The sequence below is a fragment of the Micromonospora sp. CA-269861 genome (assembly GCF_050948505.1).
Classification (GTDB): domain Bacteria; phylum Actinomycetota; class Actinomycetes; order Mycobacteriales; family Micromonosporaceae; genus Micromonospora.
The window spans coordinates 4758390-4773751 of sequence record NZ_CP192014.1 but is presented as its reverse complement, the minus strand read 5'-3'; the positions used below and the strand labels follow the sequence as shown (position 1 = coordinate 4773751).

Annotated in this window: 16 protein-coding genes and 1 pseudogene; 10 read left to right on the top strand and 7 right to left on the bottom strand. The window is 68.6% G+C overall.

The window, feature by feature from the left end; genetic code table 11:
* The first annotated feature begins 491 nt into the window (after window positions 1–491).
* The 3 genes from ACQP0U_RS21795 (at window position 492) to ACQP0U_RS21785 (ending at window position 2391) form a co-directional block, all read left to right on the top strand.
* Complete coding sequence (locus ACQP0U_RS21795; RefSeq protein ID WP_433310046.1) at window positions 492–644, top strand: MYXO-CTERM sorting domain-containing protein; 153 nt, start codon at window positions 492–494, stop codon at window positions 642–644.
* A 449-nt stretch (window positions 645–1093) separates the two neighbouring features.
* Window positions 1094–1756, top strand: coding sequence for a DsbA family protein (locus ACQP0U_RS21790; RefSeq protein ID WP_433310043.1), 663 nt, complete (start codon window positions 1094–1096; stop codon window positions 1754–1756).
* Window positions 1753–2391 (top strand): vitamin K epoxide reductase family protein, encoded by a 639-nt coding sequence (locus tag ACQP0U_RS21785; RefSeq protein ID WP_433310040.1) that lies wholly within the window; start codon window positions 1753–1755, stop codon window positions 2389–2391. Before ACQP0U_RS21790 ends, ACQP0U_RS21785 begins: the two co-directional genes overlap by 4 nt.
* Before the next feature lie 77 nt (window positions 2392–2468).
* On the opposite strand, the gene ACQP0U_RS21780 is transcribed toward ACQP0U_RS21785, so the two are convergent.
* The 3 genes from ACQP0U_RS21780 to ACQP0U_RS21770 form a co-directional block, all read right to left on the bottom strand.
* Complete coding sequence (locus ACQP0U_RS21780; protein WP_433310037.1) at window positions 2469–3185, bottom strand: cation transporter; 717 nt, start codon at window positions 3183–3185, stop codon at window positions 2469–2471.
* Window positions 3185–3514 (bottom strand): ArsR/SmtB family transcription factor, encoded by a 330-nt coding sequence (locus ACQP0U_RS21775; RefSeq protein WP_433310034.1) that lies wholly within the window; start codon window positions 3512–3514, stop codon window positions 3185–3187. Before ACQP0U_RS21775 ends, ACQP0U_RS21780 begins: the two co-directional genes overlap by 1 nt.
* A gap of 138 nt (window positions 3515–3652) precedes the next feature.
* Complete coding sequence (locus tag ACQP0U_RS21770) at window positions 3653–4702, bottom strand: aldo/keto reductase (protein WP_433310032.1); 1050 nt, start codon at window positions 4700–4702, stop codon at window positions 3653–3655.
* A 114-nt stretch (window positions 4703–4816) separates the two neighbouring features.
* Here ACQP0U_RS21770 and ACQP0U_RS21765 point away from each other — a divergent pair, with 114 nt between their 5' ends.
* Both ACQP0U_RS21765 and ACQP0U_RS21760 read left to right on the top strand, forming a co-directional pair.
* Window positions 4817–5272, top strand: coding sequence for a MerR family transcriptional regulator (locus tag ACQP0U_RS21765; protein WP_433310029.1), 456 nt, complete (start codon window positions 4817–4819; stop codon window positions 5270–5272).
* A gap of 214 nt (window positions 5273–5486) precedes the next feature.
* Window positions 5487–6461 (top strand): zinc-binding dehydrogenase, encoded by a 975-nt coding sequence (locus tag ACQP0U_RS21760; RefSeq protein WP_433310027.1) that lies wholly within the window; start codon window positions 5487–5489, stop codon window positions 6459–6461.
* Between the two features lie 286 nt (window positions 6462–6747).
* Here the strand turns inward: ACQP0U_RS21760 and ACQP0U_RS21755 are convergent, their stop codons facing one another.
* Window positions 6748–6927: a hypothetical protein gene (locus ACQP0U_RS21755; RefSeq protein WP_433310024.1), complete on the bottom strand. Its 180-nt coding sequence runs from the start codon at window positions 6925–6927 to the stop codon at window positions 6748–6750.
* Window positions 6928–6993: 66 nt separating this feature from the next.
* Complete coding sequence (locus tag ACQP0U_RS21750) at window positions 6994–8217, bottom strand: MFS transporter (RefSeq protein ID WP_433310022.1); 1224 nt, start codon at window positions 8215–8217, stop codon at window positions 6994–6996.
* Window positions 8218–8383: 166 nt separating this feature from the next.
* Here ACQP0U_RS21750 and ACQP0U_RS21745 point away from each other — a divergent pair, with 166 nt between their 5' ends.
* The 4 genes and pseudogenes from ACQP0U_RS21745 to ACQP0U_RS21730 form a co-directional block, all read left to right on the top strand.
* Window positions 8384–11656 carry a BTAD domain-containing putative transcriptional regulator gene (locus ACQP0U_RS21745; RefSeq protein ID WP_433310019.1) on the top strand — a complete coding sequence of 1091 codons (3273 nt, stop codon included), beginning with the start codon at window positions 8384–8386 and terminating at the stop codon, window positions 11654–11656.
* Window positions 11657–11702: 46 nt separating this feature from the next.
* A complete protein-coding gene (gene wrbA, locus ACQP0U_RS21740) occupies window positions 11703–12335 on the top strand; it encodes an NAD(P)H:quinone oxidoreductase (RefSeq protein WP_354978238.1) in 633 nt (210 codons plus the stop codon).
* Window positions 12336–12455: 120 nt separating this feature from the next.
* The gene (locus ACQP0U_RS21735) at window positions 12456–13352 is read left to right on the top strand and encodes an NAD(P)-dependent oxidoreductase (protein WP_433310016.1); all 897 of its coding nucleotides are present in this window, start codon (window positions 12456–12458) and stop codon (window positions 13350–13352) included.
* A gap of 309 nt (window positions 13353–13661) precedes the next feature.
* Window positions 13662–13756 (top strand): annotated as a pseudogene (locus ACQP0U_RS21730) (IS5/IS1182 family transposase); the annotation flags it as partial.
* 56 nt (window positions 13757–13812) lie between these two features.
* Here ACQP0U_RS21730 and ACQP0U_RS21725 read toward each other — a convergent pair.
* Both ACQP0U_RS21725 and ACQP0U_RS21720 read right to left on the bottom strand, forming a co-directional pair.
* On the bottom strand, window positions 13813–14169 hold the full coding sequence (locus ACQP0U_RS21725; RefSeq protein ID WP_354878882.1) for a nuclear transport factor 2 family protein: 357 nt from the start codon (window positions 14167–14169) through the stop codon (window positions 13813–13815).
* Window positions 14170–14347: 178 nt separating this feature from the next.
* Window positions 14348–14818, bottom strand: coding sequence for a MarR family winged helix-turn-helix transcriptional regulator (locus ACQP0U_RS21720; RefSeq protein ID WP_433310012.1), 471 nt, complete (start codon window positions 14816–14818; stop codon window positions 14348–14350).
* Window positions 14819–14921: 103 nt separating this feature from the next.
* Between ACQP0U_RS21720 and ACQP0U_RS21715 the strand changes: the two genes are divergently transcribed.
* Complete coding sequence (locus ACQP0U_RS21715) at window positions 14922–15341, top strand: hypothetical protein (protein WP_433310009.1); 420 nt, start codon at window positions 14922–14924, stop codon at window positions 15339–15341.
* Window positions 15342–15362 lie beyond the last annotated feature (21 nt).

The following is a 15362-nucleotide window of genomic DNA, read 5'->3' as shown; positions in this document are numbered from 1 at the left end:
CCGGTCATCGGCGCAGCCGGCGTTGAGCACTAGCCACGAGCTGGGCGCCTGAACGGCCTTGAACTGCACCCAACGACGCCGAACGGCCCTCAACTACACCCACCCCTACCTGCGGTTCCACGATCGTGCCGGTCAGTGCGGGTGCGACGTCCTGTTTCACACCGAAGAGGTCGCTGGTTCGATACCAGCATCGCCCACTCTCAGTTTTTGCAGGTCAGAAGCCCGTTGCCGAACTCATCGGTAACGGGCTTTGCGGTATGTGCGGCTTGCATTGGGAGCTTGAGAACGGACTCGTCAACCGCCGCCCGCTGCTTGACAGCCTTGTCGGCATAAGCGCCCCCACGACCTCATCACCGCCATCACCAGCACAAATCTCAGAACGCAAGACCTTGCCACGGCCGACGTGGGCGGCCCGCTGCTCGCTGGGTCGTGGTAGTGGGGCGCAAGGCGCGTCCCACACAGCCCCTCGTCTACCGCGGTACCGTATCGGCATGAGCACAGCGCCCGCGAGCGGCGAGCATGAGTCGAACTCGGTGCCGGTTTTGCCGGAGGCAACCGCTGCGGGCGACTGGACCATCCTGGCCGCCATCGCGGCGGCCGTCGCAGGCCTGGTCTTCTGGCGCAGGCGGAGCCGACGCGGTTAACAGCGAGACCACAACGATCGACTGTCCGGTGTCGGCTATACCTCGACGGGCACCGGGCTTCGTCGTGCCTGCTGGGTCATCGTGCCGACCGGGTCGACAGCGAAGCGGCCAAGCGCGGTATGCCCGGTCCAGAGCGAAACGGCCAAGCGAACATGCCATCCCGAACGCGAACATGCCGCTCGCGGCCCACCTTTCGTCCTTCGGCACGGGTGGCCTAACTTGGGCTGAGGGACGAGCTCAAGCGGCCATCCACCGAACACGCAGTGGCCCTGGGGTGCGGTGCTGCCGGCCGCGACGACCCTGATCGCTAGACGGACGGCTTGCCGCGCGCCAGTCTCAGGAAACTGACAGCATCTCGGTACAGCCGTCTCTGTATCGTCCGGATCGGACTCCACCGCAAATAGGCGGGCGGGCCCATCACATGTTCAGCCGGCGGACGAGGACAGAGAATGACGAAAAACACTCGCTTGACCTTGGCGTTGATCGCGGTGATGGTGCTCGTGGTCGGCGGTCTGCTGGCTGTCAACCGTCCCGACCAGCCGCCTGCTGCGACCAGCGACGCTGGCGCGATCGAATCGACGGTGCTCGTGCACGAGGACAGTCATCGGCTGTCCACCGCCGCGGATGGCAAGGTGACTCTGGTGGAGTTCCTCGACTTCGAGTGTGAGTCCTGCGCCGCCGCATACCCGGCGGTCAAGCATGTCCTGGCCACCTATCAGGACCGCATCACCTTCGTGGTCAGGTACTTCCCGATCCCCAGCCACCCGAACGCCGATCTGGCCGCCCGCACCGCTCAAGCCGCCGCGAACCAGGGCCGCTTCTCCGCCATGTACAACCAGTTGTTCGAGAATCAGACCAGCTGGGGTCACAAGGAGCAGGCGCAGACGGAGGTGTTCCTCGGCTACGCCCGTGCCCTCGGCCTGGACATGCCGCGCTTCCAGCGCGATCTCGACGATCCCGCCACTGCCGCGCGGGTTGCCAAGGACAAGGCCGACGGCATGGCGGCTGGTGTGCAGGGCACCCCGACATTCTTCCTCAATGGCCAGAAGCTGACCGACCTGCGTGGCCAGGACGACCTCGTCGCCGCGATCGACGCGGCACTGGCCGAATGAGCGCCACCACCGTCGATCCGGCCGCCGACCTGTCCTCGTCCGGGAAGGGTTTCCTGTCCCGGACCACCGCCTGGATCTGCACCGTCGGTGGCGTTGTCGGGTTGCTCGCCGCCGTAATCCTCATTGTCGAGAAGATCAATCTGCTCGCCGATCCCGACTACGTGCCGAGTTGCAGCATCAATCCGATTCTGTCCTGCGGCTCGGTCATGACCACGTCCCAGGCCGAGGCGTTCGGCATTCCGAACCCTTTGATCGGCATCGCAGGTTTCGCCGTGGTCACCACTGTCGGCGTCGTCCTGCTGGCCGGCGTGCGACTGCCCGGCTGGTTCTGGCTGGGACTACAGGCCGGCACCACGTTCGGCGTCGTCTTCGTGCACTGGTTGATCTACCAGAGCCTCTACGTCATCGGCGCGCTGTGCCCGTACTGCATGCTCGTTTGGGCCGTCACCATACCGATCTTTGTGTACGTCACGCTGCGCACCCTGCGCGATCACGGTGCCGCGCTTCCCGGGTTTCTGCAGCGGGTCGCCGACGCTGCTGCCAGCTACCACAGCCTCATCCTTACCGCCTGGTACGCCGTCATCCTGCTCGCGATCCTGAACCGCTTCTGGGAGTACTGGATCACGCTGGTCTAGCCCGTCCGCTGCGTCAGGGCCCATCGCACGGCAGGTGCGGCGGTGGGCGAAGGAGCCTCCCGCGTCCGTAGGTCCGCTCAGCGGTTGTCGGTGGCGCAGAACCCGTCGTCGCACCCGCTGGCATCGCCGCCCGTGGCGGGGGAGCGCAGAGCGGCACCGGGCGCGCAGCAGGTGTCGCCGCGCCAGGCTTCGCGGCCTTCCTTCACCGCGACCGCGGCGATGACCAACGCCGCAGCGGGGTCGGCCCACCACCAGCCGAACAGCGAGTTGACCGCCAGCCCGACCAGCAGCACCGCCGACAGGTAGGTGCACAGCAGGGTCTGCTTGGAGTCCGCGACAGCCGAGGCCGACCCCAGTTCGCGTCCGACACGACGTTGCGCGGCCGACAGGACCGGCATCACCGCCAGGGACACCGCAGCCAGGACCAGACCGATCGTGGAATGCTCCGCGCGGTCCGCGCCGACAAGCGCGCGCACCGACTCTACGGACACGTACGCGGCGAGGGCGAAGAACGACAGCGCGATGACGCGCAGCGCGGCGCGTTCCCGGCGTTCGTGGTCGGGTCCGGAGAACTGCCAGGCGACGGCGGCGGCCGAGGCCACCTCGATGACGGAGTCGAGCCCGAACCCGATCAGCGCGGTCGAAGAGGCCATCCTGCCCGCGGTGATCGCGACGATCGCCTCGACGACGTTGTAGGTGATCGTCGCGGCGACGAACAGGCGCACCCGCCGGATCAGGACCGACCGTCGGGCCGGTGACGGGCCAACTGACACCAGGGGAAGGTGTGCGTTCATCAGCAGCACCCCTCGGACTCGGCGGCCGGGCAGGCAGCCGGATCGACGGCCAGGACCAGGCCGAGGAGGTCTCCGAGTGCATGCGTGAGTCGCGCGTCAGCCAGTTCGTAGCGGCTACGCCGGCCCTCTGGCACTGCGACGACGAGGCCGCAGCCCCGCAGGCACGCCAGGTGGTTGGACAGGTTCTGCCGGCTCGTGCCCAGCAGGTCGGCGAGGTCCGCCGGGTAGCCGGGCCCCTCGCGCAGCGCGAGCAGGAGTCGGGCGCGGACCGGGTCGGACAGGGCGTGACCGAAGCGGGCCAGAACTTGCCCGTGCGTCAGAGTCTCCACATCCTAATAGTACATCGTCGGATGAATAAACAGAACGCTGAACTATTCAGTCGAGACTTTCGACGCGGCTACAGCCACTCAGAATCACATGCGCATGGGCATGATTCTCGACCTCATCAACCACCACTGTCAGCTTGCTCAGGCCGCGGCGCGATCGGTGAGTGGGCGGCGACGTAGTGCGGTGTCGGTCAGTGAACGCGGGGGCAGGGGAGCGTTGGGGTTGTACAGGTTGGTCCCGGGCGGCACGATCTCGTCGATTCGGTCGAGGGCCGCGTCGTCCAGGGTTAGCGCGGCGCCCTTGAGGAGATCCTCCAGCTGCGGCATGGTCCGCGGTCCGATGATCGCCGAGGTGACGGCCGGGTGGGCCACGGTAAACGCAACGGCGAGCTGCGGCAGGGTGCAGCCGATGTTTTCCGCGAGTTCGACGAGCTGCTCGACGACGTCGAGCTTGGCGGCGTTTTCCGCGATCGTGGGATCGAATCGTTCCGGCCGGACTGTGGGACGGCCGGTTGACAGGTCGATGGGCTGGTTTTTGCGGTACTTGCCGGTCAGGAATCCGAAGGCCAGTGGACTCCAGACCAGCACCCCCATTCCGTAGCGCTGGCAGACGGGCAGGAGCGAGGCCTCGATCCCGCGGGCCAGGATCGAATACGGCGGCTGCTCGGTGCGGAAGCGTCCGAGGCCGCGACGCTCGGAGACGTTGTGCGCTTCGACGATCTCCTCGGCCGGGAACGTCGAGCAGCCGAAAGCGCGGATTTTCCCCTGGTGCACGAGGTCGCTGAGCACCGAGAGCGTCTCCTCGACGTCGGTTGAGTGGTCGGGGCGGTGGACCTGATAGAGGTCGATCCAGTCGGTGTTCAGGCGCCGGAGACTGTCCTCGACCGCCTTGAGGATCCAACGCCGCGAGTTGCCACTGCGATTGCGGCCCTCGCCCATCTGAAAGTGCACCTTGGTGGCCAATACGACGTCATCACGGCGCCCCCGCAGCGCCTTGCCCACGATCTCCTCGGTCTCTCCCTGTCCGTACATGTCGGCGGTGTCGACGAAGTTGATCCCCTGATCCAGGGCGGCGTGGATGATGCGGGCACAGTCGTCGTGGTCGGAATTGCAGCCAGCCTGGAACATCATGGTCCCGAGGCAGTAAGTGCTGACGTCGATACCGGTCCCGCCGAGGGTGCGATAGCGCATGGTGATACTTCCCCTACTGATTCAGCCGTGATTGCCGAGCGACAGAAGCGTCGATCGCACGGGGAACCCTAGGATCTAGAGTCGGCTCTAGGTCAAGCCGCTACCGTGGGCGGTATGGCTGAGGTCACCACAACTCTGAGCATCGGGCAGGTCGCCGAACGCACCGGCTTGAGCGTCCACGCGCTGCGCTTTTACGAGCATGAGGGCCTCTTCGTCGACCCTGTGCGGCGCGGCCCTGGCGGGCGCCGCGTCTACAGCCAGGATGACGTGGACTGGCTCACCGTCTGCATCATCTTGCGCGCCTCCGGCATGCCCCTGCCCGTGCTACGCCGATACGCCGACCTCGTCAGGCAGGGGGCCGGCACCGAGGAAGAACGACTCACCCTTATGCGCGAGCACCAAGCCCACGTCACCGCCCAGATCGGCAGACTCGCCGAGTGCCTGGACCTCATCAGGTTCAAGGTCGGGGTGTATGAGGACCTCCTCGACCCGGACAGCGCCGGCGACCACCAATGTCATGCTCCGATGCCTTCGGCATCGGCGCAGCCGACCGAGGTCCGCATCGGCTGAGCGCGGGTGTCGGGCTCGTCGGCAGCAGGCGGTCACCGCGTTGGCAGCCATGGTCTGCGAATGGTGGTCGGGTGACTGGTGCCCAGCGCCGATGTTGTCCGCGCGGACACAAGGGAGCATCGCCGCCCGGAGGCCCATCGCGAGATGCTTGACCTCAAGTGCAGTAGAGGTCGGAAGGTGGTGTTCTTCTGCAGATCTACTGGAAGGAACGGTCATGCGCGCCGTCGTCTTGCACGAGTTCGGGCCGGCTGAGAACCTCCGCTATGAGACAGTGCCTGATCCCGTGCCGGGGCCGGGTGAGGTCCGTGTGTCGGTGCGGGCCGCGGGAGTCCATCAGATCGAGACGGCGATGCGGGAAGGGCTGGAGATCGGTCCGCCGCTTCCCGGGCTGCCGGCCATTTTCGGAGCAGAGGTGGCCGGCGTCGTCGAGTCGATCGGGCCAGACGTGGACGAGGCCTGGTTTGGCGCCAAGGTGGTGACCGCGCACGGCAGGCCGGGGGGCTACGCCGAGCTCGCCGTCGCCGACGTCTCGTCTCTGCACCGGATCCCAACCGGACTCGGGTACAAGGCAGCCGTGACGATGGTGGTGACCGGCACCACCACAATCGGCCTGCTCGACATCGCGGAGCTCACCTCCGGCGACGTCGTTCTGGTCACGTCCGCAGCCGGTGGGATCGGCCGTTTGGTCGTCCAGTTCGCCCGCCGCCTGGGCGCCACGGTCATCGGCGCGGCAGGCGGACCGGCCAAGACGGCGGCCGTGCGAGAGCTGGGCGCCAATGTCGCTGTCGACTACAACCTGCCGGACTGGGCGGGCACCGTCCGCGACGACCTGGGCGGACGCAGCGTTACGGTCGTTCTGGACGGTGTCGAGGGCGACAAGGGGCGGGCCGCCTTCGGGCTGCTGGCCGAGGGTGGGCGCTACATCACGATCGGCGCGGCCTCCCGAGATGAGTTCCGTCCCGAGGAGGCACAGCTGAAGGAGCGCGGCGTGCGTTTCATCGACGCACTGGCCCTGCTGTTGGAGGGCCAGGACGCGCCCGCGGACGAGGCCCGCGCGCTTGCGGAGGCCGCCGCCGGTAATCTGGTGCCCGCCTTCCAGGCCTTCCCCCTGTCGCAGGCCGCCACGGCGCACGCCGCCCTACAGGCGCGGGCAACGACGGGCAAGATTGTTCTCGTCCCCGACGCCTGATGGTGAGGTACGGCCGAAGGGAGTCCCGCGGCGATGAACACGCCACCGTGGAGCCGAGGACCTGTCGTTCTGAGGATGTCGCGAGCGAAGCGCCGTACACGCTCCGTGGCTATACGGGAACCGAGGACGGCGCCCACGGCGGCGGAGGGCTGTCTGAAGGGTGACCTCTTCGGCGTCTCCGAAGAGGTCGCTGGTTCGATACCAGCATCGCCCACCAAGTTTCACAGCAGGCCAAAGCCCGGTTGGACACAGTCCAGCCGGGCTTTTCGCTACCTAGCCACAGAGATCATGAGTCGCCGATGAGTGGCACACCCCGCTCCGCCAACTGCGCTGTGTGCCCGATCTCGAAGCGCTGCTCGATCCCGTCGTCGCGCGCCCGCTGCAGTGTCGCGCCGGACGGATCGGTCGGATCGTCCGCAGTGCCGCCCTTGCGGATACCGATCGTCTCGCCCTGGGTGCCCGACACGTACTGCCGTGTGGCCCGGACGTCGGGCTTGCCGCCTGACGGCACCGCGCCGGACGCGGCTGGATCTCAGCCGGTCTGATGCGAGAGCGTCACGGCGATCGCTGGACCGAACGCGACACTGAGCAGATAGGCAAGGTTGAACAGGCCAAGGGCTTCGGCCTTGTGAGAGCCGGGCACGACGCCGGTCGCTCGCAGGGCGAGTACGCCCTGGCCGGTCGCGGCGGCAAGGGACGCGAGTGCCATCGCCACCAGCAGTAGCGGCACGGCGGTGGCGACCGCAGCCAGCAGCGGCGCGGCGACGGCTCCGCCGAGCAATGCGGCGGCCGTCACGCGGTGTGGCACCCGCACGGACGCCGCGATCAGGAACCCCGAGCAGAGGCCGCCGAGCAGGTACGGCGCCAGTAGCACGACTCCGCTCCGGGTGCTGTCCCAGCCCGCGTGCTCTCGCAGCAGATCTGGTGCGGCGTAGAGCAGGGCGAAGTTCACCAGGCCCACAGTGAAAACCAGCACGCACGCCGTGAGGAACCGGCCGTTACGCGCCACTGCGGCGGGCAGAAAGCCGTCGGGGCGAACGTTCGTCCGGACCACGAGCAACACCAGCAGCGCGACGGTGACCGGGCCGGCCACCAGCGGACGGTGTGGAGTGAGAACTGCCGCGGTGACCAGCATGGCAAGGAGAGCCATGCCGAGCGGATCGAACGACGTCGGCACCGCGTCCGGCGGTGTGGCGTCGCGGCGGGCCGCAGGCACGGCGGCCACCGCCAGCAGGGGCAACGCCAGCACCGCCTGCCACGAAAGGAGTTCGGCTACCAGTGCACCGGTCAGCGGACCGGTGGCCCCCACGACCGCCAGCGACGCGGCGACCACCCCCATCCGCCGAGGCGAGTCGGCCAGTTTCATGGCCGTCACGCTGAGGCCGGCGGACCCCAGTGCCTGCACCGCCGCGCCGGCCACCAACGCCGGCAGTGTCGGCACCAGCACGAGGAGGATCGTCCCCGCGGCCAGCAGCGCGGCCGAGGCGGTCAGGGCCGTCCGTACGCCGCGGCGGGCCAGCAGCGCCGCCAGCAGTGGCGTACCCAACGCGATCCCCCAGCCGAAGGCGGTCACGCCGCCCGCCGCGGCCCGTTCCCCGGTGCCCGTCGCGCGCGCCAGGTCGTCGAGCAGCAGGGCCGGCGCGGCGATCCCGTACGACAGCGGACCGGCCAGCAGGGCCAGCCAGGGCGTGGCCACCCGCCGTGGTGCGACCGGCACGTGACCGTTGGTGCTTCGGTGCCGCTGTAGATAATCCATGTCATTCCTCCGGTGTCGGCTCGGTTCAGCCTCGCCGGGGTCGCTTACCGCTGACTGCTCGTCGACTGACGTTCGCCTCCGTGGCGTCGGCGCCGCGTTCTGGTGAGCGGGCCGACTGTCGATCGACGTTTCGCGGGCGGGACAGCCGACTGGCTAGGGTGAAGCGGTGAGGTTCGGGGTGCTGGGCGAGATCGCGGTGTGGACGCCCGACGGCGAACCCGTCGCCGTACCCGGCCTGAAGGTTCGGGCTCTCCTGGCTGACCTGCTGGTCCATGAGGGGCATCCGGTGTCCTCCGACCGGCTCATCGAGGATCTCTGGGGTGACCGGGCGCCGGGCAACCCGCTCGGTGCGCTCCAGGCCAAGGTGTCGCAGTTGCGTCGCGCGCTGGAGTCGGGTGAAGCGGGTGGCCGTGCGCTCGTCGAGTCCGGTGATGCCGGCTACCGGCTGCGTATTTCGCCGGAATCGGTCGACGCTGGTCGCTTCGCAGCCCTGTTGGCGCGTTCGCGGACGCAGCGGGAGCCAGTTGGCCGGGCCGCGGAGCTGACGGAGGCCCTGTCGCTGTGGCGTGGCTCGCCGTACGCCGACTTTGGTGACGAGCGATTCGTCCGTCAGGCGGTCGAGCGGCTCGACGACCAGCGCCTGGCGGCGTTGGAGGAGTTGGCCGAGGCCCGGCTCGATCTCGGTGAGCATCACCTGCTCGCCGGTGAGCTGGCCGACCTGGTCACTCGTCACCCGTGGCGCGAGCGGCTACGGGCCGCGCACCTGCGCGCCCTGTACGGCTCGGGACGCCAGCGTGAAGCCCTGTCCGCCTACGAGCAGTTCCGTCGGCAGATGCGTGATGAGCTCGGCATCGATCCCGGCCAGGAGTTGGCCGAGCTGCATCGGGCGATCCTGCGCCAGGACCGCGCGCTGCAGCCGCCGGTACCGCCGTCGTCTCCGGTCCGAACCAACCTGCCGGCGCCTCTGTCACCTGGTCCGTACGGCGGATTGATCGGGCGTGACGAGGCCGTCGAGGCGGTACGGGAGCGGCTGACGAACGGGCGGCTGGTGACCCTTACCGGAATGGGTGGGGTGGGTAAGAGCAGGTTGGCGCTTGAGGCCGCTCGTCTGCTGGCCGACACGTTCCCCGCCGGAGTGTGGCTCGTTGAGCTGGCGGGCCAGCCGCACCGCAACGGCCAAGCGACCTCTACCGGGGTTGTCGACGTGGTGGCGGCGACTCTTGAGATCCGCGACGACGCCCCGGCCGGTCTGCCCGGTGATCGGCCAGGTGAGCCGATGGATCGGCTGCTCGCCGCGCTGCGGGACCGGCGGATGCTGCTGCTGCTCGACAACTGCGACCACGTGGTGACGCCCATCGCTGAACTGACCGAGAGCCTTCTCGGCGCCGCGGCCGACCTGCGCATCCTGGCGACGAGCCGTGAACCGCTCGGGATCCCAGGCGAGGTCGTCTTGCCGGTGCCGCCGCTGGAGCTGCCGGAGCCGGGAGCGACCGCGGAACAGATCGCCGAGGCCCCGGCGGTGCGGCTCTTCGAGATCCGTGCCCGCGCCGTCGAGCCGGGCTTCATCGTCGATCAGCGGAACACGGACACAATCGCCACCATCTGCCGGCGTCTCGATGGCGTACCGCTGGCGTTGGAACTGGCCGCGTCCCGGCTGCCCGTTCTCGACCCGGGCGAGTTGGCGGCGCGGCTCGACGATCGCTTCCGACTGCTGTCATCCGGTCGGCGTACCGCGCCCCCTCGTCAGCAGGGGCTTCGCGCCATGATCGACTGGAGTTGGGAGTTGCTGTCGCCCGGCGAACGGGCCGTGCTGCGCCGGCTGGCGGTCTTCGCCGACGGTGCCACCCTGGCTACCGCCGAGCAGGTGTGCGCGGGCGGACAAGTGGCGTCCGACGAGGTCCTCGATGTGCTGGCACGACTGATCGACCGATCGCTGGTCCTGACGCGCCACGGCGAGAGTCCACGACGCTATCGGCTCCCGGAGACGGTGGCCGCCTACGGTCTCGAACAGCTCGACAGTGCCGGCGAACTCCCGGCGACCCGTCGCCGTCACGCCGCGTGTTTCGTCCGTCTCGCCGAGCAGGCCGCAGGGCGGCTACGGGGTCATGACCAGAGTCGCGCGCTACGGGAACTCGACGCCGAAAATGCCAACTTGCGGGCAGCACTCGACGTCGCCGCCGCCGACGGTCAGCCTCGCGTGGGCCTGGCGCTCGCGACCTCGTTGGCCTGGTACCGGCTGCTCCGGGGTCGGCTCGGAGAGATGCGCCGGTCGCTGCGAACGGCGTTGGACATCGTCCCGAAAAGTGCGGACGACGTCGCACCGGACGCCCTGCGGCGACGTGCTGATGTGTGGCTGACCGCCCTGGCCACCCGTGACGGTGACCCGAACGCTCCCCGGCAACGGATCCTGGAATGCCACCAGGACGCCGACGGGCCGGAGAAGGCGTTCGCGCAGTGGTTGTTCGCCTCCATGATGCTCGGTTCCGGAGATCCGGGTGAGGCTGCCGCCCTGGTCGACGCGGCGCTGACGACGTTCCGCGCCAATGGCGACCAGTGGGGCATCGCTGCCGCCTGCGCCACTCGGGCGGACCTCGCGCTCGTACACCGCAGCGACCTGCCCGGTGTGCAGCGTGACTGCGAGACCAGCCGGACGCTGTTCGTGCAACTGGGCGACTGCTGGGGGCAGGTGCATCCGACGAGCCTGTTGGGCACCCTGGCCGAGATCAACGGCGACTACGACAGCGCAGCCATGCGGTACCGGGAGGCGTTGCGCATCGCCGAACATCTGCGGCTGTGGACGTCGGTGTCCCGGCAGCTGGCGTGCATCGGACGGATCGCCCTGTTGCGCGGCGACCTCGACGAGGCGGCCGCCTGCCACGACCGCGCGCTACAGGTCGCGCGGGAACAGTCGAGCCGGTCCGCCGCCGCCTTCGCCGGCACGGGCCTGGCGATGATCGCTCGCCGCCGGGGTGACCTCGACGCCGCCGAGACCCAGCAGCGGGATCTACTCGACTGGAACCGGCACGCTGGTTATCTGCCCGGCTACGCGCTTGCGCTTGCCGAGTTGGGATTCATCGCGGAGCACCGCGACGATGCGGTCCTCGCCGAGCGCCACCACCGCGAGTCGCTCGACGCGGCGCACGCCACCGGGGATCCCAGAGCTGTCGCCCTGGCCCTTGAGGGCCTGGCCGGGGCGACCAGCCTCGGCGGTGACCATCGCCTCGCCGCACGGCTGCTCGGCGCGGCCCGCACGCTTCGCGCGGGCGCCGGAGCGCCGTTGCCCCCCGGTGAGCAGCATGACGTCCAGCGCATCACCTCTCGCCTGCGCACGGCGCTGGGCAGCGAGGAACTCGCTGCCGAGATGAGCTGCGGCGCACAGCTCGACTGGGACAAAGAGGATTTCAGCGGCATCGGTAAGGGGATGGTCAGCGAACGGTAAGCCTGCTCGGCACGGTTGACCGAGAACCGAGCCCCAGGAGGTAACCGTGCAGACCGCTGCCAGGATCGCCGTCATCTACTACTCCGCCACCGGCACTGTGCACCGGCTCGCGCAGGCATTCAGGGACGGAGCGGCCGACGCCGGCGCGGAGGTCCGCTTGCGCCGGGTGGCGGAGTTGGCACCGGATCAGGTCGTCGATGCCAGGCCGCAGTGGCGGGCCCACCTCGACGCCACTGCCGATGTTGCGCTCGCCACCCTGGACGACCTGCGGTGGGCGGACGGGTACGCCTTCGGCACACCGACACGTTTTGGCAACGTCTGCTCTCAACTGCGCCAATTCATCGACACCACGACCGCCCCCTGGCAGGCAGAGGAACTGGCCGACAAACCGGCGACCGGCTTCACGGCCAGTTACGAGGAGCACGGCGGCCAGGAGTCGACCCTGCTCAGCCTTTACCAGACGTTTCACCATTGGGGGGCGGTCATCCTGCCCACGGGCTACCTCAACTACGACACCGCGCACGCCGCCGGCGGGAACCCGTACGGCGTCAGCCTCGTGGAGAGCCGCGCCGGCCGGGATCCGGAGTACGCCAGAGCCGTCCTCGAGACGGCCCGCTTCCAGGGCGCACGCCTCACCCGCCTGACAGCCGCCGTCCGCGCGGAGAGCCACCTCGGGTAGAAGCCCGGCGACGAGCGGTACGGCATCCGGGGCGAGATCACGAGTAGTCGCCTCCGGGCGACGGATGCCCGTTTCCCGCCCCCTGACGCATCGAATCACCGAGTAGAAACGAGAAAAGTCATGCTGACAACGACCACCGCTGATCCGACCGAACAGGCCAGCCGGGTCACCGTGCTCGGTCTCGGTGACATGGGCTCGGCGATCGCCAAGACGTTCATCGATCGCGGACACCGTACGACGGTCTGGAACCGGACCATGAGCAGGGCCCTGCCGATGGTCGACTCTGGCGCCACGGCTGCCGCGAGCGCCGCGGAGGCTGCGGCCGCCAGCCCGCTCGTCGTGTTGTGTCTGCTCGACGGCGCGGCGGTCGACGAGGTGCTCGCCACCGTGGACGCCGCAGTCGCGGGCAAGGTCGTGGTGAACCTGACCAGTGGCTCTCCCCACCAGGCGCGGGCCAACGATCGCTGGGCGAGACAGCGCGGGGCCACGTACCTCGATGGCAAGATCTTGGGAGATGCGGCAGACGTCGGTACGCCGCGCATCATGTTGTCGTTCAGTGGTTCCCGCAAGGCCATCGATGCGCACGGGTCAACGCTGGGGGAGTTGGGCACCGTCACCTACCGCGGGGAAGAAGCCGGCTTGGCCGCCGTCGAGTTCATGGCGCAGGTCGCGATGGGCTACGAGATCCTCATCGGGTTCCTGCACACCCTGAGGCTGGTGCAGGCAGAAGGAGTCGACGTAGCGGAGTTCGCCGAGCGTGCCGCCAGCTCCGTCGCCGCAATGCCCCCGCTGTTGACCTCGATCGGCAATGCGGTCAAGGCCGGCGAATACCCGCCGGATCTCGGCCCGCTCAACGTCCAGGCCGCCCTGATGGACGACATGATCAGCCATCGGGAATCCATTGGCGCGGAAGCCGTGCGGATGCGAGAGGTCAGGGACCTGATGAACCGCCGGATCGCTGACGGCTTCGGCGCTCAGGGGTTCTCGAGCTTGTTCGAGCTGCTGACAAAGTCCTGATGGCGGTCTCTCAGCACCGGGGACGCGATGCCACAGACCGCAGCGTCATCGGGCCCTCTGCCGCGAGACCACCACGGCCGCCTCCGCCGAGGACGAGCTGGCCACCACCGTTCTGAGACGTTGACGGGGGCTGGGCGCGTGCCATCCGGCATGCGCCCAGCCCTCGGTCGTCCACGAGTTGCTCGACAAGGGCGTGGGCCTGCTGGGATGTGTCCGCCGGCCCAACCTCGGCCTTGCCTGATCCACCTTGCGGGCCTCATCCGCCGCCACCGTGACCAGCGCGGGTTCCGATGGCAGCGTCTCTTGTCCAGGCCGGTAAACCGCGCTCACACCCGCATCCGCGCCATCGGTGAACGCGCCAATGCCACCCTCAAACCGGGAAGGTCATGACGAAACTGCGCTGCTGACCACGCCTCGCCACCGCGATCGTGCACTCCATCCTCGTCCTTTGTTAACGGACTCACTGGACCGGGACGAAGGTGGCGGCCAACACCCGCCAGTTGTCGTCCTCACGCACCCAGAGTCGGGTGTAGCGCAACCGCGCGGACACTGCAGCACCGCTCTGAACGGCATCCACCGCAGCGACCATGCGAGTCACGCCGGTCTGGCCGTCCTCCTGGATGTCGAGTGACTCCTCCACCAGGCTGGTGATTCGCAGTGCACCGGAGCGGTAGCCAGCCAAGTCGTCTTCCTTCGTAAAAACCGTGCCGTCCGGTCCGGCACCCACGACCTGCGGGTGCAGTAGCGCGTCGAGGGACTCGACGTCAGCGGCGCGCTGGGCGGCTTGAAGTTGCCGTTCCGCGGTGAGGAGATCCATCCACCGATCCTCCGCAGCGGGCCCCCACAAGACAAGCGGGTTCGCTCGCGGCAGAACGGCGAGGTCGGCCCGGTAGTGGCGTGAGCCTCTCCTCAGATACCCGAATCAGTGAAAACGCACGACTGGTCGCGGCGTGCGGTCGCGCCGTCCGAGGACCACCCGGACCGATTGGATGCGCTCAGGGCTCCTGCTTCGCATCGGCCCGGTGGTGGCTCAGCAGTCGACCGAGCAGCCGCCGCAGCTCCGCGCGCTCGTTCTCGGACAATGGCGCAAGCAGATCGTTCTGGATGTCGAGGACCTGCTCGTCGAGCCAGCGCAGCCGCTGGCGGCCGGCCGGCGTGACGGTGATGACGTTGCGTCGCCGGTCGGCCTGGTCAGGCGCGCGCTCCACCAGCCCGGTCTGCGCCAGCTCATTGATCGTCGCCACGATGTCGCTGACGTGGATGCCGCTTCGTCGCCCCAGCGCGGCCTGGCTGGCCGGACCAAACTCGTCCAGCGAGGCCAGCACCCGGTAGTGGTAGCCCCGCGCGCCGGCCCGGGCGAACCCGTCCGCGACCAGCCGCCCCGCGTGAGCGGCGGTCTGCGTCATCAACCAGCTGGTGAGTCCGCTGAGTCGGGCCGGCGTCTCGTCCTGGACGGAGGGATCCACGGACCCATCCTACCAGTCTGTTGGTGGCACCAACGATTAGATACCATTGGTCGTCCTAACGTTTGGTCAACCAATGAATGAACTGATTGCGAGGTGACCAACCATGAGCGAGGCCACCCACACCCTCGACATGACCATGATGTTCGCGGTGCACGACGCCCTGCGCCGAGACCTGGCCCAGCCCGCCATTGCCGACCGGGAGTCCGGGCCGCAGCGCCTCGGCGAAGTGGTCGACGCCCACTATCTGAGCGTCGCCGGGCGCCTGCGGCACGAGGAGGACGAGGGCCTGCGCCTCGTCGAGTCGGTGCTCACTCCGGGGCAGTGGGCGGCGTTCGGTCAGGACCACCAGAAACGCGTCGGCGCGGAGTCCGCGCGTCACCTGCCCTGGCTGCTCCAGGGAGCGTCGCCGGAGACCGCCGTCGCCATCCTCGGCCGCATGCCGGAGGAGATCAAGAGGGCGTACGCCACCGAGTGGCGGGCCGAGTACCTCGACGTCCGTCCCTGGAACCCCCGCATTCGCTGATCCGCAAACGCCGACTCTGGA